Annotated in this window: 26 protein-coding genes; 5 read left to right on the top strand and 21 right to left on the bottom strand. The window is 52.7% G+C overall.

Going from position 1 to position 26,703, the window contains the following annotated elements; translation table 11 throughout:
* Positions 1 to 44 precede the first annotated feature (44 nt).
* The 11 genes from CRO19_RS17000 to CRO19_RS16950 all read right to left on the bottom strand — a co-directional run bounded on the left by CRO19_RS17000 (position 45) and on the right by CRO19_RS16950 (position 10,139).
* Positions 45 to 1,343 (bottom strand): NtaA/DmoA family FMN-dependent monooxygenase, encoded by a 1,299-nt coding sequence (locus CRO19_RS17000; protein ID WP_097096887.1) that lies wholly within the window; start codon positions 1,341 to 1,343, stop codon positions 45 to 47.
* Positions 1,344 to 1,345: 2 nt separating this feature from the next.
* Positions 1,346 to 2,137: an amino acid ABC transporter substrate-binding protein gene (locus CRO19_RS16995; protein WP_097096886.1), complete on the bottom strand. Its 792-nt coding sequence runs from the start codon at positions 2,135 to 2,137 to the stop codon at positions 1,346 to 1,348.
* Between the two features lie 13 nt (positions 2,138 to 2,150).
* Positions 2,151 to 2,819: an amino acid ABC transporter permease gene (locus CRO19_RS16990; protein ID WP_097096885.1), complete on the bottom strand. Its 669-nt coding sequence runs from the start codon at positions 2,817 to 2,819 to the stop codon at positions 2,151 to 2,153.
* Positions 2,820 to 2,835: 16 nt separating this feature from the next.
* Positions 2,836 to 3,570, bottom strand: coding sequence for an amino acid ABC transporter ATP-binding protein (locus CRO19_RS16985; protein WP_097097687.1), 735 nt, complete (start codon positions 3,568 to 3,570; stop codon positions 2,836 to 2,838).
* Positions 3,571 to 3,693: 123 nt separating this feature from the next.
* Positions 3,694 to 4,932, bottom strand: coding sequence for a Zn-dependent hydrolase (locus CRO19_RS16980; RefSeq protein ID WP_097096884.1), 1,239 nt, complete (start codon positions 4,930 to 4,932; stop codon positions 3,694 to 3,696).
* The gene (locus CRO19_RS16975) at positions 4,929 to 5,408 is read right to left on the bottom strand and encodes an L-2-amino-thiazoline-4-carboxylic acid hydrolase (RefSeq protein WP_097096883.1); all 480 of its coding nucleotides are present in this window, start codon (positions 5,406 to 5,408) and stop codon (positions 4,929 to 4,931) included. The genes CRO19_RS16980 and CRO19_RS16975 overlap by 4 nt, the downstream gene beginning before the upstream one ends.
* Positions 5,409 to 5,420: 12 nt before the next feature.
* The gene (locus CRO19_RS16970) at positions 5,421 to 6,572 is read right to left on the bottom strand and encodes a branched-chain amino acid ABC transporter substrate-binding protein (protein ID WP_097096882.1); all 1,152 of its coding nucleotides are present in this window, start codon (positions 6,570 to 6,572) and stop codon (positions 5,421 to 5,423) included.
* Positions 6,573 to 6,595: 23 nt separating this feature from the next.
* A complete protein-coding gene (locus CRO19_RS16965) occupies positions 6,596 to 7,318 on the bottom strand; it encodes an ABC transporter ATP-binding protein (protein WP_097096881.1) in 723 nt (240 codons plus the stop codon).
* A complete protein-coding gene (locus CRO19_RS16960) occupies positions 7,311 to 8,078 on the bottom strand; it encodes an ABC transporter ATP-binding protein (RefSeq protein ID WP_097096880.1) in 768 nt (255 codons plus the stop codon). The genes CRO19_RS16965 and CRO19_RS16960 overlap by 8 nt, the downstream gene beginning before the upstream one ends.
* Complete coding sequence (locus CRO19_RS16955; protein ID WP_320204513.1) at positions 8,075 to 9,106, bottom strand: branched-chain amino acid ABC transporter permease; 1,032 nt, start codon at positions 9,104 to 9,106, stop codon at positions 8,075 to 8,077. Before CRO19_RS16955 ends, CRO19_RS16960 begins: the two co-directional genes overlap by 4 nt.
* 82 nt (positions 9,107 to 9,188) lie before the next feature.
* Complete coding sequence (locus CRO19_RS16950; protein WP_097096878.1) at positions 9,189 to 10,139, bottom strand: branched-chain amino acid ABC transporter permease; 951 nt, start codon at positions 10,137 to 10,139, stop codon at positions 9,189 to 9,191.
* Between the two features lie 169 nt (positions 10,140 to 10,308).
* Here CRO19_RS16950 and CRO19_RS16945 point away from each other — a divergent pair, with 169 nt between their 5' ends.
* From CRO19_RS16945 to CRO19_RS16935, 3 genes are all read left to right on the top strand, one after another.
* Positions 10,309 to 11,268 (top strand): LysR substrate-binding domain-containing protein, encoded by a 960-nt coding sequence (locus tag CRO19_RS16945; RefSeq protein WP_097096877.1) that lies wholly within the window; start codon positions 10,309 to 10,311, stop codon positions 11,266 to 11,268.
* 933 nt (positions 11,269 to 12,201) lie between these two features.
* A complete protein-coding gene (locus CRO19_RS16940; RefSeq protein ID WP_097096876.1) occupies positions 12,202 to 13,038 on the top strand; it encodes a macro domain-containing protein in 837 nt (278 codons plus the stop codon).
* 61 nt (positions 13,039 to 13,099) lie between these two features.
* Complete coding sequence (locus CRO19_RS16935) at positions 13,100 to 13,612, top strand: TIR domain-containing protein (RefSeq protein ID WP_097096875.1); 513 nt, start codon at positions 13,100 to 13,102, stop codon at positions 13,610 to 13,612.
* Positions 13,613 to 13,711: 99 nt separating this feature from the next.
* Here the strand turns inward: CRO19_RS16935 and CRO19_RS26120 are convergent, their stop codons facing one another.
* The 7 genes from CRO19_RS26120 to CRO19_RS16905 form a co-directional block, all read right to left on the bottom strand.
* Positions 13,712 to 13,879: a hypothetical protein gene (locus tag CRO19_RS26120; protein ID WP_176519164.1), complete on the bottom strand. Its 168-nt coding sequence runs from the start codon at positions 13,877 to 13,879 to the stop codon at positions 13,712 to 13,714.
* A gap of 157 nt (positions 13,880 to 14,036) precedes the next feature.
* Positions 14,037 to 15,449, bottom strand: a complete 1,413-nt coding sequence (locus CRO19_RS16930; RefSeq protein WP_097097686.1) for an EmmdR/YeeO family multidrug/toxin efflux MATE transporter — start codon at positions 15,447 to 15,449, stop codon at positions 14,037 to 14,039.
* 120 nt (positions 15,450 to 15,569) lie between these two features.
* Positions 15,570 to 16,319: an ABC transporter ATP-binding protein gene (locus tag CRO19_RS16925; protein WP_097096874.1), complete on the bottom strand. Its 750-nt coding sequence runs from the start codon at positions 16,317 to 16,319 to the stop codon at positions 15,570 to 15,572.
* Positions 16,312 to 17,187: an ABC transporter ATP-binding protein gene (locus CRO19_RS16920; protein ID WP_097096873.1), complete on the bottom strand. Its 876-nt coding sequence runs from the start codon at positions 17,185 to 17,187 to the stop codon at positions 16,312 to 16,314. Before CRO19_RS16920 ends, CRO19_RS16925 begins: the two co-directional genes overlap by 8 nt.
* Positions 17,180 to 18,460: a high-affinity branched-chain amino acid ABC transporter permease LivM gene (livM, locus tag CRO19_RS16915; protein ID WP_097096872.1), complete on the bottom strand. Its 1,281-nt coding sequence runs from the start codon at positions 18,458 to 18,460 to the stop codon at positions 17,180 to 17,182. The genes CRO19_RS16920 and livM overlap by 8 nt, the downstream gene beginning before the upstream one ends.
* A gap of 10 nt (positions 18,461 to 18,470) precedes the next feature.
* On the bottom strand, positions 18,471 to 19,385 hold the full coding sequence (locus CRO19_RS16910) for an ABC transporter permease subunit (RefSeq protein WP_097096871.1): 915 nt from the start codon (positions 19,383 to 19,385) through the stop codon (positions 18,471 to 18,473).
* A gap of 82 nt (positions 19,386 to 19,467) precedes the next feature.
* A complete protein-coding gene (locus CRO19_RS16905) occupies positions 19,468 to 20,583 on the bottom strand; it encodes a branched-chain amino acid ABC transporter substrate-binding protein (RefSeq protein WP_097096870.1) in 1,116 nt (371 codons plus the stop codon).
* Between the two features lie 429 nt (positions 20,584 to 21,012).
* Here CRO19_RS16905 and CRO19_RS16900 point away from each other — a divergent pair, with 429 nt between their 5' ends.
* Complete coding sequence (locus CRO19_RS16900; protein ID WP_097096869.1) at positions 21,013 to 22,461, top strand: AMP nucleosidase; 1,449 nt, start codon at positions 21,013 to 21,015, stop codon at positions 22,459 to 22,461.
* Positions 22,462 to 22,511: 50 nt separating this feature from the next.
* On the opposite strand, the gene CRO19_RS16895 is transcribed toward CRO19_RS16900, so the two are convergent.
* Together CRO19_RS16895 and CRO19_RS16890 are read right to left on the bottom strand one after the other, a co-directional pair.
* The gene (locus CRO19_RS16895) at positions 22,512 to 23,084 is read right to left on the bottom strand and encodes a hypothetical protein (RefSeq protein WP_320204490.1); all 573 of its coding nucleotides are present in this window, start codon (positions 23,082 to 23,084) and stop codon (positions 22,512 to 22,514) included.
* A gap of 184 nt (positions 23,085 to 23,268) precedes the next feature.
* Positions 23,269 to 24,567 carry an NCS2 family permease gene (locus CRO19_RS16890; RefSeq protein ID WP_320204512.1) on the bottom strand — a complete coding sequence of 433 codons (1,299 nt, stop codon included), beginning with the start codon at positions 24,565 to 24,567 and terminating at the stop codon, positions 23,269 to 23,271.
* A gap of 403 nt (positions 24,568 to 24,970) precedes the next feature.
* Here CRO19_RS16890 and CRO19_RS16885 point away from each other — a divergent pair, with 403 nt between their 5' ends.
* A complete protein-coding gene (locus tag CRO19_RS16885) occupies positions 24,971 to 25,717 on the top strand; it encodes a response regulator (RefSeq protein ID WP_097096868.1) in 747 nt (248 codons plus the stop codon).
* Here CRO19_RS16885 and CRO19_RS16880 read toward each other — a convergent pair.
* Positions 25,654 to 26,703 (bottom strand): carbohydrate kinase family protein, encoded by a 1,050-nt coding sequence (locus tag CRO19_RS16880; protein WP_097096867.1) that lies wholly within the window; start codon positions 26,701 to 26,703, stop codon positions 25,654 to 25,656. The genes CRO19_RS16885 and CRO19_RS16880 overlap by 64 nt on opposite strands.

Below are 26,703 nucleotides of genomic sequence, written 5' to 3'. Positions count from 1 at the left end.
CGCGGCACACATTTTGGCCTGCAGTACCCAGCTTTCAGAACGGTTCACTGCAGACCCAAATGGCCGCGTAAAGTGTCGTGTTCATAGGCTTCCCTGAAAATTCCTCTTTCCTGTAAAAGTGGAATAACGTGATTAAAAAAGGCATCTGCCGCCCCGGGCCAGGGTGGCATGATCACAAATCCATCCACTGCACGCTGCTGGTACCAAAGCGCCATGCGCTCTGCGAGGCTTTCAGCCGTGCCTGCCACAATAAAGCCACTTCTCGCTATCCATTTCGTGAACTGACGCAGCGTCATGCCCTGCTCTCTTGCGTGATCCAGCATCGGAGCAAAACGTTCACGTCGACTTAGATGGGGGAGAATATCCGGCATGGCTTCATCCAGCGAGTGTTGTGACCAGTCATAATCCATGGTGTTTGAAAGGTGCGTCAGCGTCGCCAGGGGATGATGCAACTGGCTGAGTTCAGCCAGTAACTCGTCTGCTTCCTTTTGTGTCGCCCCGATAATCGGCTGCAACCCCGGCAATACTTTTAGGCTTTTGGCGGAGCGTCCATACTGCACAACTTTGGCTTTGATTGCTGCGTAGTAGGCCTGCGCGGCAGCAAGACTGGGCTTTTCCGAAGCAAAAATGGCGTCCGCGCGCTGGGCCGCCAGCTCGGTAAAGGCCCCTGACCCACCAGCCTGAATCGTTACCGGGCGGCCCTGTGGAGCGCGCGAGAGGTTTAACGGTCCCTGTACGTTGAACCACTTGTTGCTGATGTCAGCGTAATGAATTTTACGGGCATCGGCATAAATTCCCTTTTCTCGATCGCCCACTATGGCACCATCTTCCCAGCTGTCCCATAAGCGGAACACCGCTTCAATAAAGGAACCGGCCTTATGGTAGCGTTGATGATGGCTCAGCAACGGCACCCCAAAGTTCCTGGCTTCACCGCCGCTGGTTGAAGTCACCACATTCCACCCTGCTCGGCCTTGAGAGAGATGGTCAAGCGTCGCCAGCGTGCGTGCCGCCGCAAACGGGCTAGCGAAGGAACTTGAGATCGTTCCCGCGAGGCCGATCTTTTCCGTGACAGCACTCAATGCAGAGAGCACCGAAAAAGGATCGGGCCGTTCGGTGACACGATGGGTGACGGCTTCCGCAAAATCATTGCCATAGATATCATCGACCGACAATTTATCGGCCATAAACACCAGATCAAACTTTGCCTGCTCGGCTTGCATCGCCAACGCTTTGAGCTGTTTGAAATCAGCGGGATGCGGTACAGGTTGAGATGAGGGCATACGCCAACCCGCATAATGGCAACCGGTGGTTTCGAGAAACAAGGCGAGGTGTAAAGAGGACATGATTAATTCTGCCCTCCTGCTGGCGCGTGACTGAGGTCCTGATCAAACCATTTTTCCGAAATGGATTTTAGCGTACCGTCATTACGCAATTGGACGAGCGCAGCATCCACTTTTTTCCGTAACTTGTCTCCTTGCGCATCTTTGCGGAACGGCAATGCCACCTGACGCACGCCAAAAGGCTCGCCTACGACTTTAAGTGGCAGTCCTTTTTGTTTGATTTGTCCCAGCAGGATGACCTGGCCTGAAATAAATGCATCGGCTTTACCTTGCGCGACCGCATTCACCACCACGTCCCTGCCTTCATAGGTCACCAGATTGATTTTATGCTCAGGATCTGACTCCTTTAATACGTTGGCGTAGTTAGAACCCAGTTCCGCTGCCACGGTTTTACCGTTCAAATCGCTCAGGCCATGCACCCAGTTATTGTTTTTACTGACTGCAAGCTGTGCCGCTGAATAGTAATAAGGTGTGGAAAAATTATAGGCTTTACGACGTTCTGGTGTGTCGGCGAAGTTACCCACGGTATCCACTTTTCCGGTCTGGAGAGACCCCAGCACACCGACCCAATCTGAAGTAACCCACTCAACTTTGAGTCCCGCTTTCTTCGCGACCGCGTTCAGCACATCGACGCTGAAGCCCTTAAGCTCACCGCCTTCCTTAAAGTAGTGTGGGTAACCATCTGGTGTCGCACCCACACGCAATACATCCTGAGCATCGCTCGTCTGCTTACTTTGATCGCATGCGCTCAACAACACTGCTGCACACAGGCACATCACCAATCCGCCTAACTTCATACCGACTCCTGAACTATTGTTGATAGGGTTTGCCCAGATGGGTTTCCAGTTGCCGCTGCAGTAATGAGAGCAGGAAGGTCACTCCCCAATAGACCAATGCAACAGCGGTATAAGCTTCGAAGAATTTAAGCGAGGCAGTGGCTTCAAGTTTTCCTGCCGACAGCAACTCGGTGACACCGAGTGTAAAAGCCAGTGAGGAGTTTTTAATCAGCCCGATATACATGTTGCCTGTTGCCGGGATCGCATTGCGACAAATTTGCGGAAACAAAATGCGCCAGCAAGCAACGGGTAGGCTTAAGCCGCTAGCCAGTGCAGCTTCAATTTGCCCGCGGTCCACTGAATCAATCCCCGCGCGGAATATCTCAGCCAAATATGCAGCAGTGTTAAAACTCAATCCGGCGATAACCGCGTAAACGGGCCCAACGGAATTCAATACTGGAAATAGTTGTGGCAAACCAAAATAGATAATCAATAATTGAACCAGTACTGGAGTGCCTCTGAAAAAGGAAATATACAGCCGAGCGACACCACGCAGTAGCTTTCCGCCACGCAGCATGAGCGCGAGTAGCAAACCCAGTAAGGTGGCTACAATGATGGAAGCTCCCGAGATCAGCAAAGTGATTGGCAGATAGCCCAGAATGGCGGGAATCAATTTGAACATATAGATCAGGTCAAAATTCATGGTCTAGTTTCCTGACTTATATTTCGTAGTCGTTTACAAAGGCGTCTATTCGGCTTCCCACATCACCTTGAATGATCTCATCGGGTGCACCCTGAGCGATGATTCTGCCTTGCTCCATAAAAAAGAGCCGATCTGAAATTTCTCGGGCAAAATTCATCTCATGAGTCACGATAGCCAGGGTGATATTCTGCGTCGCAATTTCGGCAATCAGTTTTAATATGCCGCGGCGCATTTCAGGATCAAGTGAGGAAGTGGGCTCATCCATCAGAATGACTTCAGGTTCCAGACTGAGCGCACGTGCAATTCCCACCCGCTGCTGTTGCCCTCCCGATAACATCGCCGGATATGATGACGCTTTATCATGCAGCCCGACACGATGGAGATATTCCAGGGCTTTTTCATCCGCTTCCTTACGACCTAGTTTTTTAGCGAAACGCAGGACCTCAGTAATATTTTCCTGTGCGGTTTTATTTCGAAAAAGATTGTAATGCTGGAAGACCATTGAGCTTTTACTGCGCAGCGTATTGATCTGTTTTCGCTGGACATGCTGTGCATCTATAGATGCGTTACCGATTGAAATCTTCCCCGAATCGGGCAGGACCAGAAGATTCAACGTACGTAAAAGCGTGGACTTTCCCGAACCTGACGGGCCAATGATGGAAACCACCTCTCGTGGCTGCACATCGAAACTGATATTGTCGAGTGCCTGGAAGCCGCGAAACGATTTACTTATCCCTGAGACATTTATCATTGATTTATCGGCATACATTAAGAGTCAGCAGCCGATTATCAACAGGTCATTAAATCAGACAAAATGCTTAATAGCGCGAAGCATATGTTTTAATTTGCTAACGAATATTAAGTTAACGAGAATTTACTCGCTTTCATTCGCCGCAATGATAATCGTTCGAAAGAGTGTATTAGCCCCTTTCTCTGACCATTCTGGCAAAATAGCTTCTGCCTCGTTGTGGCTAATCCCTTTTACACAAGGAATAAAAATAATAGCCGTGGGTGCTACACGTTGAATATAACAAGCATCATGGCCGGCCCCGGAGACCATATTGCTTTGACTGAACTCCAAATGTTCCACCGCCTTTTCAATGCGAGACACACAACACTGATCAAACTTAATCGGTGCATAATCAAAAATTTTCTCAACGTGAACTGTCAGATGACGATGGGATAATGTGTTCAGTGCATCATGCAAACCTGATTCCATGACTTCCAGACTCTTTGATTCAGGATGACGAAACTCAACGGTGAAGAAAACTTCACCCGGTACAACGTTACGGGAATTAGGCACCACCCGAGACATGCCAATTGTACCCCGACCATCCTTGCCGCTTTGTTGTGCAATCTTCTCGACAGCCAGCACAATTTCCGCAAAACCGCACATCGCATCCTGACGTAAATCCATTGGTGTCGTGCCCGCATGCGCGGCAAAACCCTGAAGGGTGACTTCAAACCATCGCTGCCCCATGGCGGCATGAACAATACCAATATCCGTGCGAGTTTCTTCGAGGATCGGGCCTTGTTCAATATGCAATTCATAGCAGGCATGAAGGTCAATTGGTTGTACTTTGTGACGACCTTGATAGCCGATCGTTTCCAACGCCTCAGCAACGGAGATACCCGCACTATCCAGGCGGCTCAGTGCAAAGGCCTTAGAGAAGACACCGGCCCAAACTCCCGAGGCCAACATGGCTGGCGCAAATCGCGCGCCCTCTTCATTGGTCCAGTTAACCAGCAGAATATCGCGCTCGGTTTGGATTTCGTGATCATTAAGGGTGCGCAACACCTCCAACCCGGCCAGTACGCCATAGACACCATCATAATTGCCTCCCTGCGGTTGTGAATCAGCATGAGAGCAGATCATGACGGGCGCCAGCCCGGCATTTTTACCGGGTCGTCTGATGAACATACTACCCAACTCATCAATCTCGCAGGAAAAACCCGCTTCAGCGGCCCAGCGCTTCAGGGTATCTCGCCCCTGACGGTCTTCTTCACTTAGCGTAAGACGCGTCACACCGCCAGCAGGGGTCGCACCAAAAGTGGCAAAGGTTTCGAGGGATTGCCACAGTCGTTGCGCGTTGATACGGGCTGTGATACTCATGATTTTACCCGATAGCGAAAGTCACAACGCGGCGCACCAGACATCACTGTGGTGGTGCGCGTTAGCTCAACTTCAGGTGCATAACCGACAATAAACTTGTCATCCCGCGCACAAGAAAGGAGATGCCCAATCTCGCCTAAGCCCATCTCGTGATACATCTCGGCATAGCGACAGCGGGTGACGTCATAGTTATAGCGTTGCCCGTCGTCATCGAGCACTTTAACGTCTAATGCATTGTCTTTTTCCCAGAGATATTGCAGATTGACGAAACTTCGCAGATCTGCCTTTTTGGGCTCTTTTTTGGCAAACTCTTGCCCCGCCTGGATAGCCGCGCTTTCAATGGCTTCTCCAATCAGCGCTTGCGCCTGAGCCTTCCCGAGCTCTCGCACCAGGATGTCATAAATCGGTTTGATAATTTCGGCTTCAATCTTACGCCGGGCAAGAATGCCCAGCTCTTCGTTTTGATGACAACTCATTATGTTCTCCCGTTACTTCGCAGCACCACCCACGACGGTCTGTGGCTGCCATTTACCGTTCACGACTTTGTAAACAGTGAAGGATGGATTTTTGAGGTTGCCTTGCGCATCAAAGGCGATTTGTCCGGTCACGCCGGAAAAATTGATGTTACGCAGTACCGGCAGGTATTGGCTTGCATCCACAGAATTGGCCTTTTCAATCGCAGCAATCAACACGCGTGTAGCGTCGTAGGCAAATGGCGCATGCAGTTCAATGTGAGTGTGATAGCGAGACTGGTAAGCTTGCTCAAAGCCTTTACCACCCGGCATTTGATCTACCGGTAAGCCCGGCTCCAGCGCAACAACACCGTCCCCTTCTTTTTGCGCCAGTGTCAGGAAGGTCTGACTAACAAACCCACCCGCACCCATTAATGTTGCGTTCATGCCAAGCTGTTTAATGCGGCGCGCCAGCGGTGCGGCTTGGCTGTCAACGCCTCCGAAAAACACCAAGTCAGCATTTTTGCTACGAATAGCCGTAAGTACTGCACTGAAGTCTACAGTTTTATCGTCCACATACTGGCGGTCAACGATTTTGACGCCCTGCGATTCCAGCGATTTGATGAACTCATCCGCCAGCCCTTGGCCAAAAGCAGTGCGATCGTCGATGACTGCAATACGCTTCGCTTTTAGCGTTTTAATTGCATACTGACCTGCATAGTTACCGCCATCATCATCATGACCCATGACGCGGAAGCTGGTATCAAAGCCTTGCTGCGTGTAGGCGTGCCCTGTGGCGACCGGGGCTACCTGCGCGATGCCAGCATCATGATAAATCCGCGCGGCAGGGATACTGGTTCCTGTATTCCAGTGTCCCACCACCCCGGCCACACCGCTGTCAACTAAGCGCTGTGCAACGGCAACCGCAACACGTGGATCAGACTGATCATCTTCCGACTGCAATTTGAAGGTCACAGCTTTACCACCCACGGTCGGGTGCGCTTTATTGGCATCATCGATCGCCAGTTGAGCACCGTTCTCCAAATCCTTGCCGATACGCGCTGAAGGTCCCGTGAGTGGGCCCGCCAGACCGATCAGGATGGTTTCGTCAGCATGTACAGGCACCGAAGCAGTCATACCCGCCAGAAGCAGTGCAGTGCTGATGGTACTCATTTTGATTGTTTTCATAGTGTTCCCTGATGTTGGTGAAGTTAAATGGGCAATTCGCCCAGGTAAATTTGTTGAATACGATCGTCGTTCAGCAACGCATCCGAGCGCCCCTGATAGGGTATGGTTCCACTGTCCATCACCCAAGCGTGGTCGGTGGCTTGCAAGGCCAACCGCGCGTTTTGCTCGATCAGCAGTAATGTGATGCCAGTGGTACGCAGAGAGTGGATAACCTCGAAGATGCGCTCCACCATGATGGGCGCCAGCCCCATGGAGGGTTCGTCCAGGATGAGTAATTTCGGATTGCTGAGCAGTGCTCGGGCAATCGCTAAAAGCTGCTGTTCCCCACCGGAAAGCAGCCCAGCCAACTGCTGTTTTCGTTCAGCAAGGCGAGGAAACTGTTCCATTAGCTGCGCAATGTGGTGGCGAACATGGGTGCGGTCACGGCGGTGCCAGGCTCCCATTTGCAGATTCTCCAGCACTGTCATGCGCGTAAAAATTCCGCGTCCTTCCGGTACCAGCACAATGCCTTTTTGGACCAACTCATTGGGATGCAAACCTTTGATGGATTGCCCCTGCCAGAAAATTTCGCCGGAGTAAGGCTGCAAACCGCAGATAGCGCGTACAGTGGAGCTTTTACCTGCGCCGTTCGCGCCGATAAGCGTGCCCTGCTCTCCCGGCTGCAAACTTATATTGATGCTTCGTACGGCCTGTATGCCGCCGTAATGCACGCTAAGATCCTTGATCTGTAACGCAGACTCAGACATGTGCATGGCCTCCCAGATAAGCTTTGATCACCGCAGGATGGCGACGCACCGTCTCTGGATGGCCAGATGCAATCACTTTGCCGTAGTCCAGTACCGAGATGTGATCGCACAATCCCATCATCAATTTCACATCGTGCTCAATAATCAGCAGCGTTTTACCATCGTCCCGAATGCGGCGCAGCAAACCACCTAGCGCGACTTTTTCTGCCGCATTCATGCCCGCTGCGGGTTCATCCAGCGCCAGCAGTTTGGGATCCGATGCCAACGCCCTGGCGATTTCCAACCGGCGCTGATGGCCGTAAGCCAGGTCGCAAGCGCGATAGTGGGCAAACTGAGCAATACCGGTGTATTCAAGCCACTGCCATGCCAGTGTTTCGGTCTCACGCTCTTCAGCACGCGCGCGGCGATGGCGGGAGAGAGCGGCCCACAAACCGTTACGTGTCCGGACATGCCTGCCGATCATCACGTTTTCCAGCACGCTCATCTCGTTGAATAAACGCAGATTCTGAAAAGTACGCGCGATACCCGCTTGCGTGACTTTTTCTATTCTTTGCGGGGTATAGGGTTTTCCCGCAAGGTCAAATTCGCCACTGTCAGCTCGGTATAACCCGGTGATGAGATTAAAACAGGTGGTTTTGCCAGCACCATTCGGCCCAATTAGCCCATAAATGTCGCCCGCCTTAACGTTCAGGCTGACATCATCAACCGCTTTAATACCGCCAAAGTGTTTATGCAAATGACGCACGCTCAGCAGATTCATGATGCCACCCCCGGATGACGCACCGGCCAAAGGCCATGCGGCCTGAACAGCATCACCAGTACCAGCGCCAGGCCATAAAACAGCTGACGTAAAATTTCCGGTTCAATGATCACGCTACCAAACAGTGCCTGCTGCAATGGAATCGCCTGGCTTCTCAGTACTTCGGGCAATGCAGAGAGCAACACTGCACCAAGAATGACGCCCGGCACATGCCCAATTCCGCCCAAGACCACCATGGCGAGAACCACGATTGACTCGTTCAACGTAAACGACTCCGGTGAGACAAACCCCTGGAAAGACGCGAACATCACCCCGGCTACGCCACCGAATGACGCCCCAAGCGCAAATGCCAGCAGCTTGAAGTTACGGACGTTGATACCCATGGCACGCGCCACATCCTCATCTTCACGAATTGCGTGCCAGGCGCGGCCAATGCGCGAATGTTGCAACCGTAAACAGATAAAGATGATGACCGCGATGAGCAGCGCGAAAAGGTAATACCATAAATAGAGTGCCGGAATTTTTTGGCCCAGCAGGTGGTAAGTGCCACTGAATTTCAGGCCAAACAGATTCAGGGAATCAATACCTGAAATGCCTTTTGCACCATTCGTGATATTGACCGGACGATCGAGGTTACGCATCAAAATACGGATGATTTCACCAAACCCCAGTGTGACGATCGCCAGATAGTCACCACGTAATCCCAGCGTGGGTGCGCCCAGCAGAATGCCGCAGATACCCGCAACAAAAGCGCCTAACGGCACCAGCCACAAATAGGAGGTATGCATGCCATGGGAGAACATGGACTGCAAGGCGGGAAAGGCATCCATAAGATGCGGTGACGCCAGAAGCGCCGCGAGATAGGCACCCACGGCATAAAAGGCAATAAACCCCATATCCAGCAGGCCCGTAAAGCCCACCACAATATTCAACCCTAATGCCAACATGATGTAGAGCAGAGTAAAATCAATCACCCTGACCCAGTAATTACCACCCGTGGCAGATGCAAGCCAAGGCGCAATGAGCATGCCCGCGATCAGTAATAACAGGCCTGAATTGAGGCGGCGTTTGGGTACATTTTCAAATGAAATAGCGCTCATAGTCTTATCCTCAGGCACGCTGTGCCACGCGTTCGCCTAACAACCCTGCTGGTCGGAACACCAACACCAGAATTAAGATAATGAAAGCAAAAACATCCTGATAATTACTGCCAAAGACGCCATGCGTTAGCTCTCCCAGATAGCCCGCGCCCAGCGATTCAATAATACCCAGCAGCACTCCGCCCACCATGGCACCACGAATATTGCCAATCCCACCCAGAACCGCAGCAGTAAAGGCTTTAATTCCCGGTAAGAATCCCATCGAGAATCCGGCATTGCCGTAGTTACTTGCCATCATGACTCCTGCTAAAGCGGCGAAAACACCCCCGATGGCAAAGGTCAACGTGATGATGCGGTTTGGGTTGACGCCCATTAGGCTGGCTACGCGAGGGTTTTCAGCAACGGCACGCATACCGCGTCCCAGCCGAGTAAACCCCACCAGCAACCACAACCCTGCCATGGCGCTCAAGGCCAGCAGGAAGGTGACAATACCGGTAACAGTAATAATGGCAGGGGGATGCTGTGCATCACCGGCGGTGATCGCTATCGGATCCATCGATAAAACTTGCGGGAACATCAGCGGATTGCGGCTCCAGATGATCATCGCGCAGGTCTGGAGCAGGACAGAAAGGCCAATACCACTGATCAACGGTGCCAGGCGCGGAGCATTGCGCAAGCGGCGGTAAGCAAAGCGCTCAATGCCCATTGCTAGTAGCGCGCAAACACCCATTGCCAGCAGAGTGGCAATCGTTAGTACGACCAGTGCATTTAAGTGTGGGAAATGTTGAGTAAGCAACTGCATCCCAGACAGGGTAGTCAGTGCCCCAGTCATCAAAATGTCGCCGTGTGCAAAATTAATGATGCGCAAAATTCCGTACACCATGGTGTATCCAAGCGCTATCAGGCCATAAATGCTGCCAAGCATCAGGCCATTAATCAGTTGTTGTATAAATGTATCCACAGTAGTTATCCGGAATTAGCTGTTGCGCGCTTAACATCCGATAACTGAGCAAAATTGTAAAATACGTATATATTCTTACTTATGGCAAAATTAATTACCTATAACCATATGATTTAAGTTAACTTATTTTCAACTAGAGAGTTCCCACCGCTGAGAAATAGTGGTTTATATGAGAAAAACAGAACAATCAATCGATGATGATTTCGCATCACATACAGCGTTTTCGGATGATCCACCTTTACGCGCTGTACGTGTGTTCGAAGCCATCGCGCGTTTAGGTAGCTTGAGTGCAGCGGCGCAAGAGCTAAATATCTCGCCTTCCGCGGTGAGCCATCAGCTTCGCGTGTTGGAAAACTTTTTGCAGCTGCCGCTAACCGATCGCCAAGGCCGCCGGCTGGTTCTTAGTTCGTCGGGCAGGGAATATTATCGCTCCATTCGTTCTGCATTTTCGGTACTCCGACAAGCGACAGGGCATATCATGGAGCAAAATCCCTCACGCAAAGTGACTATCAGCCTGATTCCCCTTTTTGGCATGAGTTGGTTTATTCCCAGACTGCCTAAATTCTCGAATATCCATTCGCAAATTGAAATTAACGTGGTGTATGCCAATCACCGTAATTATCACAGCGATGCCTCTGACCTTTCTATTCGCTTCGGTACCGGACAATGGGCGGGATACAATGCAGAAAAGCTGATCTCCGGGAAAATGGTGCCAGTTGCCAGCAAGGATTTTTTACGCACACATGGCTATATCGATACTCCTGAAATCCTGGCACAAACAAAAAAAGTGCATGATGAGGAGAGGAATGCATGGCAGCAGTGGTTCAACAGTCTCGATATCACGCATTTCAGGAAAGAGGGTCCCATCTTTGAAGATGGGTTACTGACGTTGGCTGCGGTGCGCGCAGGTCTGGGATGTGGCCTGTTGAGGGAGCCGATGATCGCCCCTTTTCTTGCATCAGGCGAACTGGTGAAGCTTTTCGACCACGAAATCGATGATGGCAGGGACTATTATTTATGTACTCGACAGAATATGGATCTGTCTGAAGACAGTCGATTACTGCAGAGATGGTTGTACGGTGAAGCAAAGGGTTCAGAGATGAATCAAATGATAATAAACGCTAAATAACTCACAGGTTGTCAGCGCAGCTGACAAGATTATACCTACATACACGATGCATTATATGATGATCAACCTATGTGTGACATGAATTCTATAAGCCTCGAAACGTTTGTGAAATCAACTCAACCGCGCCATCGGTAATGGCAGCCTCTCTTGACCTGCTTCCCATTGATTAACACACCGCAAGGTTAGCAATATCTTCATCCGTCACATGAGTACATCCTCATGAAGAATCCTTTTCCGACGATAATGTCATCAATATTGTCCGCGAGGCCGAACCCGGGGTTACGGCCCTGAAACTTTGCCGTAAGCAAGACCCCATCTGCCCCTGATATTGACTGATTAGACAACAAGCGGGTATACCGCATTTGTAACCTTAACGGCTGGGGTGTAAAACGCAGGCGACGCCGCAAGGGTCTGCCGACTGATTGCAGCTGACATGAAGCCGGTTATGCCTGGATCATATTCGGGGGCAGGGTCAACAACCCGATATTACAAACTGACGTTGTTATCTACTACTTGGGACGTCAGTGACAATAGTAGCGATCACCAAATGCACGAGGCCGCACACATCAGTTTGTAGAAACTGCTTCGATTGGTGGTCATTCTGGTGGTCTTGACAGGGAGAGCTTTCAGCATTAGCTTACTTATTAGCCAGTTACTGGCAAAGGCGATCCCAGTCAGAGGAGCCATATTTAGAGAAGCCCGCTTAGGAAACTAAGCGGGCTTTTTGCATTGTGGTTTCCGACAGCGTGAAGATACAAAACTGTTATCAACAACTTAAAAAAATCCCAGGTTTTCAAAATTACCTGTCGCTGGATCATACTTTTAATTAAACACGTATATTTTATGTGGATTTTTGGCTGTCTCACGTTTACTTTCAATTGCGAATGAGCCTTAGGGATTAAGGATACCACTCATAACAAAGGAAAGTCGGATATGTTAAAAGTCAGATTTTTTGATGCAAAAGTGAGAAGCGATTTTTGTAACTATGCTTCAGCTATTACTGGTTGCATCGCTGCGGTAGTTTTATTTAAGGATATCCCGCTAGAATATAAAGATATCGCAGGCGTGACATGCATTATCCTATTAATCCTGGTTTATCTTTTCATCTGGCGCAGGGCGAATAAGCTTAGAGCAATTAATTTGACCGTTGAAGGCAGCACGGTAACGATTAAAACGGGTGATGTTTTTGCGGAGCAAGGTCTCAAGGCGATTGCTTTTAACGAGTACTTTGACACGAAGGTAGATGATATCGTCATTGCTCGTCAAAGTCTCAACGGTAAGTTTATTACTGAGCATCTCTCCTGTTCGCGAGAAAAACTGGATGAACACATTGATAATTATGCCTTTGCAAGGGAGGATGTTGCCGCGCTTAATACCACTAGATTATCAGGTAAAAATCAAAGTTATAAGCTTGGAACCATCTGCGTCTGGGACGATTATCTGTTAACGGCTTTTGCCCGGTTTAATAAATTTAATGAAGCCCATTTATCAATGCCTGAATACCTGGCGTTTCTGATTAATTTTTGGGATAGCGTTAATCGTGTGTATGCCCAGAAAAGCGTCACGGTGCCTATTTTTGGGTCAGGCATCACAAGAATAAAGGGACACAAGCGGATCAATGATGAAGAACTGCTGAAAATTATGCTCTGGACTTTCCGAGTGAGTGAAATGCGCTTTAAACACCCCGCAAAATTAACCATCATGATTCATAAAGACAAGATCAGCCAAATCAACTTATTTGACCTCCAGTCAGCAAGAAATGGATTGTAGCGTAAAGCTTAACGCTCTGGTTAAGCGAGATGTATTCAAAATAACAAAGGAGTGATTATTTATGGTATACCGTACCAGAACCTATATTGCGGGCGAATGGGATGGCGATAAAGACGCCATCGATCAGTTACATCACTGGAATAAGAGTAAACATTGGGGTCTTTCTTTTACCGATGCACATGACTTAACACAAGCCCGCGACAGCAGTTTAAACTGCAGTATCAAATCCTCACTGGCAACAAGATTTAATTCATCAAAAAAATTTGTGCTTATTGTTGGAAAAAATACTAAAACGGCCCGCAGTGGTCGTTGTCAGTATTGCGCGAGTTACCGTAGTTGGACAAGCTCTTGTTCAAAAGGGCGGTCGGTAGATCACCGTAGCTACATCGAGTATGAGTGTGAGAAAGCAATAAAGGACAATCTTGAAATCATCGTGCTTTACAACGCGGCCTCAGTGAATAAAGATAAATGCCCTGATGCCATACGGAATACAGGTACTCACGTTGCTATGCGCTCCCTGAGGGAAGATACCTACTGTTGGGATTATCAGGCTGTAAAAAACGCGTTCAGTTAATGCCGCACATAAAAAAACCCGCTGGCCTAACAGCGGGTTTTTTATTCAACAGCGCACAGTTCATTCCAGTAGCTGTAGCGCATTACATGATGTAAGCGCTCATCTCTCATAGTAGCGATACACCGAGGGATGGAATTCAACGCCATACAGTTGGCTAAGCGGAATCAGTAGATCGATGTGGTTACTGAGATCGAACTCGCGCTCTTCTGCGAGTTTGGTCGCGCCGTTGAGTAGCTGGTTAAACCACTGCTGCAAGAAATTTTTCATGGTCAGCGTCTCCGTAAATGATTGACGCTGACAGTAAACCTCATCCCGCCATATAACCAAAACGATTAGTTGTGCGCTTCTTTGCCAGCTGATGCATATAAAAAAAGTGCGCATCAATGCGCACTCTACAAATCCATCACCACCGGAGGAAATCCCCCTATTCCCTGCTTTTGGCCATCATCTTGCGGTAATTGTTTAGCCATTTGCCGCTGTTCAAACGCCACCAGAAGCACAGGCCGCGCACCGTCCAATCGAGGAACATGCCGAGCCACACGCCCACCACGCCCATGCCCAGCACAATGCCGAGGAAATACCCGGCCACCACGCGTGCGCCCCACATACTGAACATCGACACATACATGGTGTAGCGCGCATCGCGTGCGCCCTTCAGGCTGGCGGGCAGCACCCACGAAGCCGTCCAAATCGGCATAAAGGCGGCATTCAGCCAAATCAGATGTTTCGTCACCGAGATGACTTCCGGATCGCGGCTATAAAACTGAGCCAGGGTTCCGGCGAGCGGCACGGTGATTAATGCCAGCGAACACAATCCGATCATCGCCAGCCAGAACACATGTTTGATTTGCCGTTCCGCCTGCATCACCTGATTAAGCCCCAGCCTTCGTCCCGTAATGATGGTTGAGGCCGATCCGAGGGCATTGCCCGGCAGGTTGATCAGCGTAGCAATCGAGAAGGCGATAAAGTTCCCGGCGATTTCATTGGTGCCCATACCAGCGACAAAAATTTGCGTCAACAATTTACCGCCGTTAAACAGCACCGATTCGATACTGGCGGGAACGCCAATGCCCAACACTTCCATCAGAATGTTGCGATCCCAGCGACGGAAATAGCTGGCGATGGAGATTTTCAATGCTGGAGCAATGCCGCGATACAGCACGTAAATCGCCGCCGCCGCACCAATATAGCGTGAAATGGTTAACCCTAATCCAGCGCCGACAAAGCCCAATCCTTCCCAACCCATACAGCCGTATATCAGTACGCTACTGATCACGATGTTGAGAATGTTCATGCCGCCGTTAATCAGCATCGGGATTTTAGTGTTGCCTGCACCACGCAGTGCACCGCTGCCAATCAGCGCAATCGCCGCCGCTGGATAGCTCCACGCCGAAGTTTGCAGATAGCTCAGCGCCAGCTCTTTCACTTTGGGATCCGCGCTGCCGGCAATCACATCAATGATCAGGTGTCCCCAGAACTCAATGGCGATAACCAGCACAAAAGCCAGCGCGGTCATCAGTCCTAGCGACTGACGCGTCGCCGCGCGCGCACGCTTACCGTTGCGCTTGGCCAGGCTAAACGCCACCACCACCGTGGTACCGAGATCGATTGCCGCGAAGAAGGAGATCACCACCATATTGAAGCTGTCGGCCAGACCCACGCCCGCCATGGCTTCTTTGCCTAACCAACTCACCAAAAAGGTACTGAGGACACCCATGAGCATCACACAGAGGTTTTCGATAAAGATCGGCACGGCTAAGGGGGTAATTTCACGCCAGAACAACGTGCGATAAGAGCGACGTTTGGGATACCACGCCGTATTTCTAACCGCCCGCATCATTACTACGCCAGGATTTTGCAAGGGATTTCCAAATCACTTTGGAGAGGAAGAAGAGTAATAATGATGATAGGCCACTGACAAATATGCAAAGTGTTTCCCATCACCATTTAATCATTATTACAAACTTTTTGTCGCCAGCACCGCAGGATCGGCTGCACCTCCCAGATAAGCGCTGCGCACGTCGTCGTTATTGAGCAACTCGGCCCCGCTTCCGCTGAGACGAATCTCGCCATTGACCATCACATAACCGCGATCCGCCAGCTGCAGCGCATGCCTGGCATTCTGCTCCACCAGAAACAGCGTCATTCCCTGCTGCGTTAGCTCGCGCAGGATGGCAAAAATCTGCTTTACCACAATCGGCGCGAGCCCAAGACTGGGTTCATCCAGCAACAATAATTTGGGGCGACTCATCAACGCGCGGGCAATCGCCAGCATCTGCTGCTCGCCACCGGAGAGCGTCATGGCGCGCTGCTTACGCCGCTCCAGCAGGCGCGGAAACAGCTGATACATGCGATCTTTATCCTCCTTAACAAAGCGTTCGCCAATGGCGATGGTGCCCATCAGCAGATTCTCTTCTACCGTCATATCGGGAAAAATGCGGCGCCCCTCCGGCGCCTGCGCAATACCGCTGGCGGCGATAAAGTGGGTTGAGCGCTGGCTGATCGCTTCGCCGCGTAGGCGGATCTCGCCGCTGGCGATGCGCGGCTGGCCAAAGATCGACATCAGCAGGGTCGATTTACCCGCCCCGTTGGCACCAATCAGCGCCACGGTTTCGCCCTGATTAACCGTTAATGAAACCTGTTTCAATGCCTGCAGCGGACCGTAAAACACATCCACCTGCTCAAACGCCAGCATCGGTTCAGCCATGGTCGCTCTCCTCTTCTGCACCCAGATAAGCGGCAATCACTTTGGCATCGTGACGAATTTGCTGCGGTGTGCCCTGCGCAATCACGTCACCGTGATCCAGCACCACGATGTGGTCAGAAATGCGCATCACCATCGGCATGTCGTGCTCAATCAGCAGTACGCTGATGCGATGGTCGGCGCGCAGGCGATGCAAAATCTGGCTCAGCGCCTCAGTCTCCACTGGATTTAACCCCGCCGCCGGTTCGTCCAGGCAAATCAATTCTGGTCGTGTACACATGGCACGCGCAATCTCCAGCCTGCGCTGCTGACCATAAGAGAGTGTGCCCGCCAGCCGGTTGGCAGTGGAGACCAAATCAACATTTTCCAGCCAGTAGAAAGCGCGATCGAGTGCACGATTTTCCGCTTGGCGATAGCCGCGCGTGTTCAGTACTCCCGCCAGCAGCTGGCGATTGACCTGCATATGCTGCGCCACCAACAAATTCTCAATCACCGACATCTCACGAAATAGCCGAATATTTTGGAAGGTGCGCGCCAACCCGGCGCGGTTCACCAGATGCGCGCCGCCAAACATCTTGTACCAGAGACGCGAGCCGAGCCGTGCCGGATGGATAAAGTCTGTTGCATGAATTTTTTGTCCCAACACCTGAATCACATCGGTGCTGCGCTGGTTGGCATTGAGCACAATGCGCCCGCTCGTCGCGCGATAAAAACCGGTCAGGCAGTTGAAGACTGTGGTTTTGCCTGCGCCGTTCGGGCCAATCAGTGAGGTCACCGATCCGCGCTCCACCGCCAGGCTAACATCATTCAACGCCTTAATGCCGCCGAAGCGCATCATCAGGTTGGTCACTTGCAGGATGGCATCACTCATGGCGCACTCCTTTGCGTAACGGCACACCGACGCGTGCAGTGCGCACCAGGCCGCGCGGCCGCCAGATCATCATTAGCACCATTAGCATGCCGAACAGCAGCACGCGATACTCGGCAAAGCTGCGCAACAGTTCGGGCGCCACCGTCAGGACAAACGCCGCCAACACCACGCCGAGCGTCGAGCCCATACCGCCGAGTACCACAATGGCGAGGATCAGCGCCGATTCAAAAAAGGTGAATGACGTGGGATTAACGAAGCCCTGATAGCTGGCAAAAAATACTCCGGCAATGCCCGCGGTGGAAGCACCCAGCATGAAGGCGGAAAGCTTAACCAATACGTGATTGAGCCCCATGGCGCGGCAGGCAATTTCATCTTCGCGCAGCGCTTCCCAGGCACGGCCAATCGGCATGCGCGTCAGGCGATGTTTGATCCACAGCACCAGCAGCACTACCAGCACCAACACAACGTAAATGAAAATAAACTTCATATTTGGGTTGTAGGTGACATGAAAGAACTCGTGATACGGCACGCCCCCCTCGCGCGCGCGCCGACCAAACTCAAGGCCAAAGAAGGTTGGCGACGGTACAGAAACGCCGTTCGGCCCTCCGGTAAAAGAGAGCCAGTTAGTCAGCACTAAGCGGATAATTTCACCGAAGCCGAGCGTAACAATCGCCAGATAATCACCGTGCATGCGCAGCACCGGAAATCCCAGCAGCGCACCGGCAAAAGCGGCCAGCAGCGCGGCGAGTGGCAGCATGCTCCAGAAGCCCAATCCAAGGTATTGATAGCCGAGCGCCAGGCCGTACGCGCCGATGGCGTAGAAGGCGACATAGCCCAAATCGAGCAACCCAGCGAGCCCCACCACAATGTTTAAACCTAGCCCGAGCAGCACGTAGATCAGGCCAAGAATCGCCACCGTCAGCAGGTATTTACTGGAAAGAAACGGAAAGGCCAGCGCCACGATCAGCAGCAGCGGCAGAATCCAGCGCAGGCGCGAGCGGTAGCCGGGATCGCGCACGTAAACGCCATCATCCCCGCCGGCAAACTTACGCATAACGCGCTGGCCAAAGGGGGCGAGGATAAACACGCTAAACAGCAAGCGTCCCGCCATCACCACGGCCACCAGCAGCCCCACGCGCTGCGGTGAGAGTGTGAAACTGTAACCATCAAGCACTACGCCAACGATCGGCCCAAAGACCACCAGCGCCACCAGTCCTGCCAGCAGCGTGTCGAGCAGTGCCTGGCGCAGCGGATTTTGCGTCATTGCCTTCATCAAAACGTCCTCACACTTTCGCAACCAGCGGTCGTCCCAGCAATCCTTGCGGGCGGAAGATCAAAATCACCACCAGCAGCGAAAACGAGAACACATCTTTGTAATCCGAGTTCACCATGCCAGCGAACTGCGCTTCCGCCACGCCGAGCAGCAATCCGCCCAGCATTGCGCCCGGCAGCGAACCGATGCCGCCGAGCACCGCCGCGGTAAAGGCTTTAATACCAATGATGAATCCGGCGTAGAAATCAAAAGTGCCATAATTCATAGTGACCAGCACGCCAGCTAATCCGGCCATCGCCGCGCCAATGACAAAAACCAGCGAGATCACCCGATCGGTATTAATCCCGAGAATCGATGCCATGCGCCGGTCCTGCTGCACCGCGCGGCAAATTCGTCCCAGCTTGGTGTATTGGATAACCCACGTTAGCAGCGCCATGCCGCACAAGGCCGCGATCAAAATGAAAATTTTAGTCCAGGTGATTTGCACCACGCCGCCATCAATCTCCATACGCAGCACGCCCGTCAGCAGCGTTGGAATCCCCTGCTGATTCGGTCCCTGGCTAAGCTGTACATAGTTTTGCAAAATCAGCGACATGCCAATCGCCGAGATCAGCGGTGCAAGCCGCGTTGAGTTACGCAGCGGCCGATAGGCAATACGCTCAATCGCCCAGCCGTAGGCCGACGTAACAATGATGGTGAAGATCAGTGTGCCGAAAATCAGCAGCGGAAAGGAGTGAATGCCAAAGAAACTGAGGAGCGATAAGCCAATTGCGCACAGATAGGCGGAGATCATATACACCTCGCCGTGGGCGAAGTTGATCATGCCGATGATGCCGTAAACCATGGTGTAGCCGATGGCGATCAAGCCATAAACCGCACCCAGCGTTAAACCGTTAATCAGTTGCTGTAAGAAGAAGGCGTCCATAATCTCGTCTCGTACTCAATGGGAGCGCACACCTCACGCTCAATCGCGAATAGCCCCGCAACGTGCGGGGCCGCGTGGCAGATTACAGCTGGTGGTATTTGCCTTTGTCATCCCACTGATAAACGACGTAATCCGAGACTTTGAGGTCACCTTTTGTATCCCACGCTTTTTTGCCCATCACGGTATCCACGCTGTTAGCTTTCAGCCAGTCGCTGGCTTTAGCGTTATCTTTACCGGCCGCTTTGTACGCGGCTGCCAGCGTCTGCACGGAAGCATAGGCATATAAGGTGTAACCTTCGGGCTCAAAACCGCCGGCGCGGAATTTCTCGATCACCGCTTTGCCATCGGCAATGGTGCGCGGATCGTTGCCAAAGGTCATGTACACCCCTTTGGTGTACTGCGGGCCGCCTGCCGCCGTCACCATCTCCTCGGTGACGATGCAGTCACCGGAGAAGAAGGCAGCATTCACGCCTTGCTCACGCATCTGGCGTACCAACGGACCGGCTTCCGGATGACATCCGCCGAAATAGACCACGTCAGGTTTCAGCGCGCCAATTTTCGTGACCAGCGCATTGAAATCTTTCTCACCCCGCGAAAGCCCTTCATACAGCACCTCTTTTACGCCGCGCTTCTCCAGCGAGGCTTTCGTGGCATCCGCTAAGCCCTGACCGTAGGTGTCCTTGTCATGAATAATCGCGACTTTTTTGGCTTTGAGCTTATCAATGATGTAATCGGCGGCAATTGCGCCCTGCTGGTCGTCACGACCACACATGCGGAACATGGTTTTCATACCGCGCTCGGTGATTTGCGGGTTGGTAGATCCAGGCGTAATCGCCAGCACGCCAGCCTCATCATAGACTTCCGACGCCGGCATGGTGGATGAGGAGCAGAAGTGGCCCACTACCGCCATCACTTTGTCTTGATCGACTAAGCGGTTAGCGACAGAGACCGCCTGTTTTGGCTCGCAGGCGTCGTCCCCCTGCACCAGCACGATTTTCTCACCGTTAATGCCGCCGGCGGCATTGATGTCCTCCGCTGCCTGGCTGGCGCCTTTCCAGTATTGCGCGCCGTAGGTCGCATTGGGCCCAGAGAAAGGACCGGCCACGCCAATTTTAATCTCTGCCTGAGCGTAAAAAGCCACGCTTAAACAACCTGCAATCGCCACCTTCATTGGGTGTTTTATGAATTTCAAAGACATGCTTTCAATCCTCAACGGGTCAGGAACGGAGCCATACCACGGCCTGGGAGAAATCAATTTCTGAAACTTCGGCGGAACAGCGTGCGGCCAATAAAATCCCCTGAGATCGCCACTCATGGCGATCTGCTTTCAGTCACGCATCAATGTGCGCCCTGAGCTCAACAGCTTAGGTTCATTAAGGCTACGGTTGAAAATCAAGCAATAATCTCGCCAACTTATTATAACGCGGGCGGTTTTTGCATTGGCATCGCGCCAGGACTGGAGACACGCGATGTAACATCCCTGCTGATCATAAACATAGCCAAGGTTACGCCACACACCAGCACCGCGATGGTGCAGAATGCGGTTGATCACAGATTCTTCATCGTCGTGAGGGGTTTATCCGCTATGCTCTGGTGAAAACGGTCCACGTTTCCTGAAGGAGAACCTATGAACACGCAACGGAACGGATTAAGCAGCCAGCAAGCGCTGGACGAATTAGAGCGTCTTTATGATGCGGCGGTTGACGCCCTGCGCAACGCCATTCGCGATTTCACGGCGACCGGACAAGTGCCGGATGAAGCCGCACGCCAACAAGGCCTGTTTGTTTATCCGCAGCTGCGTATCACCTGGCTGGGCGAAGGCCCGCAGAAAAATCGCACCCGCGCCTGGGGACGCTTCACCCATACGGGCAGCTACAGCACCACCATCACGCGCCCGGCGCTGCTGCGTCACTACCTTAGCGAGCAGTTGCACATGCTGGAGAAGGAGTATGACGTGCAGATTGAAGTGGGGCCATCACAGCAGGAGATTCCTTATCCGTATGTGATCGACGGTTTGTCGCTCGATCGCTCCATGAGCGCCAGCATCGCGCGCCATTTCCCCACCACCGAACTGTCGCAGATTGGCGATGAAACGGCAGACGGCCTATTCCACGCCAATGCCATTTTCCCGCTGTCGCACTTCGATGCGCTGCGCACCGATTTCTCGCTGGCACGTCTGCGTCACTACACCGGCACCAGCGTTGAGCATTTTCAGCCGTTCGTGCTGTTTACTAACTACACACGCTACGTAGATGAATTTGTGCGCTGGGCCATTGAGCAAGTGCAGGATCCCAGTACGCCGTATGACAGCCTGGCCTGTGCCGGTGAGGTGGTGATCACCGCCGAGACACCAGACCCAACGGCGATGATGTCCGATCTGGCGTGGAAGAAACACCAAATGCCCGCCTGGCACCTGACGTCACCGAATCGTCGCGGCATTACGCTGGTGAACATCGGCGTGGGTCCATCCAATGCTAAAACTATCTGCGATCATCTGGCAGTGATTCGCCCTCACGCCTGGCTGATGATTGGCCACTGCGGCGGCCTGCGTGAAAGCCAGACCATTGGCGATTATGTCCTCGCACACGCCTACCTGCGTGACGATCACGTACTCGACAGCGTATTGCCGCCGGATATCCCGATCCCAAGCATCGCCGAAGTGCAGCGCGCGCTGTATGACGCCACCAAAGCGGTGAGCGGCATGCCGGGCGAAGAGGTTAAGCAGCGCCTGCGTACGGGCACGGTCGTCACCACCGATGACCGCAACTGGGAGCTGCGCTACTCCGCTTCTGCGCTGCGCTTCAACCTGAGCCGCGCCGTGGCGGTCGATATGGAGAGCGCCACCATCGCCGCGCAGGGTTACCGCTTCCGCGTGCCGTATGGCACGTTACTGTGCGTGTCCGATAAACCGCTACACGGCGAGATCAAACTGCCTGGCCAGGCAAACCGCTTCTATGAAGGGGCGATTTCTGAGCACCTGCAGATCGGCATCTGCGCGGTGGAACTGCTGCGTGCCGAGGGCGATAAGCTGCACTCAAGGAAGCTCAGAACCTTCAACGAGCCGCCGTTTAGATAATCATGATGAGTTCCGGCCCTTGTGGGGCCGGAACAGTGCAGTAAAGCGCGTCATGACATTTTCAAAACAATATTCTGAACAAACCACGCCAACACCAGAAGGCAAGTCGGTAACATGATTTTCCAGGTAAGACTGTTGTTAAAGGCAGATATTTTTTCTTCCAGCTGATTGAATCTTTGATCAACTCTTTCGAACTTCTCATCAATCCTTGCGAACCGTGCATCTATTTTGTCGAACTTCAGTTCGGATTTCTCTTCCATCCGCTCAAACTTTTTATCGATACGTTGTTCAAGCGCCCCTAGCTCGCCCATAATCTCGACACGCATTGCCCCCTGCTCGGCTCGAACCTTTTCGATATCCGCCTTGGTAGAAAAATGTTCTGAACGCGCGGTTAGCACAGCCACATCCGTCTGAATCTGCTGCGTGTTTTTTTCCAGCTGTTCAACCCGCTTGGTTAACTGTTCCATTTGATGATCTCCTTTGTTACCAACATCAAAAATTAGCGGTGGGAACACGCGAGTTGTATTGCTTATGGGGTAATCCATTACCGAATCCTCTTCCATCGCTTTCGCACAATCTTTCCACCACTCTGTTAGTGAAACAGATTTGCGCAGCGTTAACATTCCACGATCCCGCCATTCGCAGCACTATTTTACAGGGCAGGATTAAACAACACGCACAGCCTAGGCCGACCCGAGAGGGAAGAGAAGTGAGCATCAAAAGGGATTGCGAGGTGTCACGCAGAAAATAAGCAGAGGATTGCAACAGCAGACACGGAAGCCCGATCGGGCTTCCGTTAAATAACCATTACGCGCTCAGCCAACCCAGTTTGATGACAAACAGAATTGACAGAATAATCAGCGCCGGATTCACCTCTTTGGTGCGTCCGCTCAGCAGTTTCACCACGGTCCAGGTGATGAAGCCAAAGGCAATACCGTTGGCGATGGAATAAGTCAGCGGCATGGTTAGCGCCGTCACGGTCACTGGCGCCGCAGTGGTGATGTCTTTCCAGTCAATATCCGCTAAACCCGAGGCCATCAATACCGCCACAAACAGCAGCGCAGGTGCCGTTGCATACACCGGTACGCTGCCCGCCAGCGGCGAGAAGAACAGGCTGAGCAGGAAGAGGATAGCCACCACAATCGCAGTCAAACCGGTGCGACCACCGGCACTAACGCCTGCAGCAGATTCCACATAGCTGGTGGTGGTTGAGGTGCCGAGCAGCGAACCGAACAGTGCTGCGGCGCTATCGGCAATCAGCGCACGGCCCATTTTCGGCACGTTGCCCTGCTCATCCGCTAATCCTGCACGTTTGGTCACACCCAGCAAAGTGCCGGTGTTATCGAACACATCCACAAACAGGAAAGCGAAAATCACGCTCACCAGGCCCACATTAAACGCACCAGCAATATCCAGCTGCATCAAGGTCGGCGCAATGGAGGGTGGCGCGGAGAACACACCGCCAAACGGCGTCAGGCCAATACCCATAGAAATGAAGGTGACCACCAGAATGCCGATCAGTACCGCGCCGGTTACGCGACGCGCTTCCAGCACCACAATGATAAAGAAGCCAAGCAGCGCTAACAGCGGGCCAGGTTTGGTCAAATCGCCCAGGCCAACCAGCGTTGCCGGATTGTCCACCACGATACTCGCGCCTTCCAGGGCAATAATCGCCAGGAACAGGCCGATGCCAGCACCAATGCCCGCACGCAGCGGCAGCGGAATGCTGTTAATAATCCACTCACGAATTTTGAAAAGCGACATGGCAAAGAAAATCACCGCTGACAAGAACACCGCGCCCAGCGCGACTTGCCACGTGTATCCCATGTGCAGAACCACGGTATAAGTGAAGAAGGCGTTAAGACCCATGCCCGGTGCAAGGGCAATCGGGTAGTTAGCGATCAGGCCCATCAGCACACAGCCAATCGCCGCCGCCAGACAGGTTGCGACGAAGACCGCGCCTTTATCCATGCCGGTTGCGCCGAGGATGCTCGGGTTAACAAACAGAATGTAGGCCATCGCCAGAAAGGTCGTGATACCCGCAATGATTTCCGTGCGGACCGTTGTGTTATGCGCTTTTAATTTGAAGAGTTTTTCTAACATCATCATCTCTCATGAGCGGAGTCGGCACCAATGCGCGTTCTCACTTGCCAATGTGGTTTACATGTTTATTTTTGTAGTGAAGGCCAGGCGGCGTTGAGTAAATCGTCCGCTTACCCTTGTCTCTAATAGCAATAGCTATGCCAGCCTCGTACGCAATCGATTACGTTTCTGATTACCTGTGAGGCTGAGATAATTCTGAACCATAACGAGGCGCGATTATGGTGCATTGCACCGCTGCCGCGCAATCGTTTTCCCTCCCCGCGATGATGACGGCAAAATGGTGCTGCACAGCACGCTTTCGTACTGTCACAGGCGATGGCGCTCACGTTTCTGGTGCTGGTTTCAGCAAGCAAAAAACGTCGGGTTACACTGCTTTTAACCCTTTCGTAACAAAAGAGGCGCCCCCATGAAGCCCGCGATTTTGGTGGTCGATGACGATCGTGCGATATGCGAACTGCTGCATGATGTCTTAAATGAACATGTTTTTACTGTTTACAGCTGCCATCAGGGCAAAGATGCGCTCACGCTGCTGGCACTGCATCCGGAAATCTCGCTGGTGATGCTGGATATGATGCTGCCCGATACCAATGGTTTGCTGGTGCTGCAACAGATGCAGCGGCAGCGTCCCGATGTGCTGGTGATCATGTTAACCGGCATGGGCTCGGAAGCAGATATGGTGGTAGGCCTGGAGATGGGGGCGGACGATTACATCGCCAAGCCGTTTAATCCGCGCGTGGTCGTGGCGCGTGCGCGGGCCGCATTACGTCGCTGCGGCCGGCTGGCGCAGCCGGAAATTCTGCAGGATGAGGGCTGGCAATTTAACGGCTGGCGTCTGGATGATGCGCGCTGCCAGCTCTTTAATCCGCAACGTGAAAGTGTGCCGCTTACCCAGGGCGAGTACACGCTATTGCGCGCGCTGGTGGCACATGCGCGTAAAGTGTTAACGCGCGATCAACTGCTGGAGCTAACGCACAGCGAAAGCCTCGACGTTTTCGATCGCACCATTGATGTGCTGATCATGCGGCTGCGGCGTAAAATCGAAGCCAATCCGCATCAGCCCAGCCTTATCCGCACCATCCGCGGACTCGGCTACGTTTTCTCCGCCGACGTCATGCGACCAGCCTCTTCGGCGCGCGAAACGCAGATCGCCTGATCCATCCAGCGCTGCATCTCGGCCAGTGGCCGGGTGCCGTCCAGCGCATTTGCGGCATGCAGATTAAAACTGGCACAGGTATGCGCCAGCTTCAGCGTTTCCGCTAGCGACCAGCCTTCATGGCTGGCATACAACACGCCAGCGCAGAACGCATCGCCCGCCCCCACGCTGCCCACAATCTCTTCTGGCGTTAAGCACCACGCTGGCTGCCAGCGCCCTTCCCCATTGGTTTGCTGTCCCCACGCGCCTTCCGGTGCATGGATCACCACACGCTGACGCACGCCCTGCTGCATCAGCCATGCCGCAGCGACAGCGAAAGCTTCCGGCGCAGCAAGACCATGCGCTGTCCGTAATTGCACGCCGGTCAGCGATTGCGCTTCCAGCTCATTGATCACCAGATAATCGAGCCAACGCAGCGCGGGCAGCACCAGCGGACGATATTCCCCCGCGCGCGAGACCAGATCGAGTGAGGTGAGGTAGCCGCGCTGCTGCATTTGCGCCAATAAACGTGCGCTGCGCGTGCCATAGTCGTCGTCGGGCACATCGAGACTATCCAGCAACAGCAAATATCCCAGATGGAAGATGCGGTGAGGCGTCACAACGGCGGCAAAATGTGCCAGGTCGAGCTGTGCATTCGCGCCGCGCGCGTGAAAGAAAGTGCGCTGGCCATCCGGCGCGGTCATCACCTGGGTCATCGCGGTACTGCTAAGGCGCGTTTGCTGCACAAACTGACGATCGATGTGATGTTCGTCCAGCCGTTGCACAATATACTCGCCATCGCTGTCTTCACCGACCATACCCACGGCCGCCAGCGGCAAATTCACCTGCATGCGCGCCAGCGTAAACAGCACATTGAGCGCCGCCCCACCGCTGCATTTTTCGCTGTGATGAATTTCCGTCAGCCAGCCCTGCTCCGGCCAGTGGCTGATACGCTGTACGTGGTCCACCAGCATGCTGCCCGCCCCGATGATGCCATTACGCGCCAT

Origin of the sequence: Candidatus Pantoea floridensis (genome assembly GCF_900215435.1) — a bacterium.
GTDB classification, from domain to species: domain Bacteria; phylum Pseudomonadota; class Gammaproteobacteria; order Enterobacterales; family Enterobacteriaceae; genus Pantoea; species Pantoea floridensis.
Note: the sequence above shows the minus strand (reverse complement) of the source record. Positions and strands in the feature narration are given on the sequence as shown.

Coding starts and splice junctions, on each gene's coding strand:
- CRO19_RS17000 (WP_097096887.1), bottom strand. CDS start 1,343: ATGTCCTCTTTACACCTCGCCTTGTTTCTCGAAACCACCGGTTGCCAT.
- CRO19_RS16995 (WP_097096886.1), bottom strand. CDS start 2,137: ATGAAGTTAGGCGGATTGGTGATGTGCCTGTGTGCAGCAGTGTTGTTG.
- CRO19_RS16990 (WP_097096885.1), bottom strand. CDS start 2,819: ATGAATTTTGACCTGATCTATATGTTCAAATTGATTCCCGCCATTCTG.
- CRO19_RS16985 (WP_097097687.1), bottom strand. CDS start 3,570: ATGATAAATGTCTCAGGGATAAGTAAATCGTTTCGCGGCTTCCAGGCA.
- CRO19_RS16980 (WP_097096884.1), bottom strand. CDS start 4,932: ATGAGTATCACAGCCCGTATCAACGCGCAACGACTGTGGCAATCCCTC.
- CRO19_RS16975 (WP_097096883.1), bottom strand. CDS start 5,408: ATGAGTTGTCATCAAAACGAAGAGCTGGGCATTCTTGCCCGGCGTAAG.
- CRO19_RS16970 (WP_097096882.1), bottom strand. CDS start 6,572: ATGAAAACAATCAAAATGAGTACCATCAGCACTGCACTGCTTCTGGCG.
- CRO19_RS16965 (WP_097096881.1), bottom strand. CDS start 7,318: ATGTCTGAGTCTGCGTTACAGATCAAGGATCTTAGCGTGCATTACGGC.
- CRO19_RS16960 (WP_097096880.1), bottom strand. CDS start 8,078: ATGAATCTGCTGAGCGTGCGTCATTTGCATAAACACTTTGGCGGTATT.
- CRO19_RS16955 (WP_320204513.1), bottom strand. CDS start 9,106: ATGCTCATTGCGCCTTGGCTTGCATCTGCCACGGGTGGTAATTACTGG.
- CRO19_RS16945 (WP_097096877.1), top strand. CDS start 10,309: ATGAGAAAAACAGAACAATCAATCGATGATGATTTCGCATCACATACA.
- CRO19_RS16940 (WP_097096876.1), top strand. CDS start 12,202: ATGTTAAAAGTCAGATTTTTTGATGCAAAAGTGAGAAGCGATTTTTGT.
- CRO19_RS16935 (WP_097096875.1), top strand. CDS start 13,100: ATGGTATACCGTACCAGAACCTATATTGCGGGCGAATGGGATGGCGAT.
- CRO19_RS26120 (WP_176519164.1), bottom strand. CDS start 13,879: ATGAAAAATTTCTTGCAGCAGTGGTTTAACCAGCTACTCAACGGCGCG.
- CRO19_RS16930 (WP_097097686.1), bottom strand. CDS start 15,449: ATGCGGGCGGTTAGAAATACGGCGTGGTATCCCAAACGTCGCTCTTAT.
- CRO19_RS16925 (WP_097096874.1), bottom strand. CDS start 16,319: ATGGCTGAACCGATGCTGGCGTTTGAGCAGGTGGATGTGTTTTACGGT.
- CRO19_RS16920 (WP_097096873.1), bottom strand. CDS start 17,187: ATGAGTGATGCCATCCTGCAAGTGACCAACCTGATGATGCGCTTCGGC.
- livM (WP_097096872.1), bottom strand. CDS start 18,460: ATGAAGGCAATGACGCAAAATCCGCTGCGCCAGGCACTGCTCGACACG.
- CRO19_RS16910 (WP_097096871.1), bottom strand. CDS start 19,385: ATGGACGCCTTCTTCTTACAGCAACTGATTAACGGTTTAACGCTGGGT.
- CRO19_RS16905 (WP_097096870.1), bottom strand. CDS start 20,583: ATGTCTTTGAAATTCATAAAACACCCAATGAAGGTGGCGATTGCAGGT.
- CRO19_RS16900 (WP_097096869.1), top strand. CDS start 21,013: ATGAACACGCAACGGAACGGATTAAGCAGCCAGCAAGCGCTGGACGAA.
- CRO19_RS16895 (WP_320204490.1), bottom strand. CDS start 23,084: ATGTTAACGCTGCGCAAATCTGTTTCACTAACAGAGTGGTGGAAAGAT.
- CRO19_RS16890 (WP_320204512.1), bottom strand. CDS start 24,567: ATGATGTTAGAAAAACTCTTCAAATTAAAAGCGCATAACACAACGGTC.
- CRO19_RS16885 (WP_097096868.1), top strand. CDS start 24,971: ATGAAGCCCGCGATTTTGGTGGTCGATGACGATCGTGCGATATGCGAA.
- CRO19_RS16880 (WP_097096867.1), bottom strand. CDS start 26,703: ATGGCGCGTAATGGCATCATCGGGGCGGGCAGCATGCTGGTGGACCAC.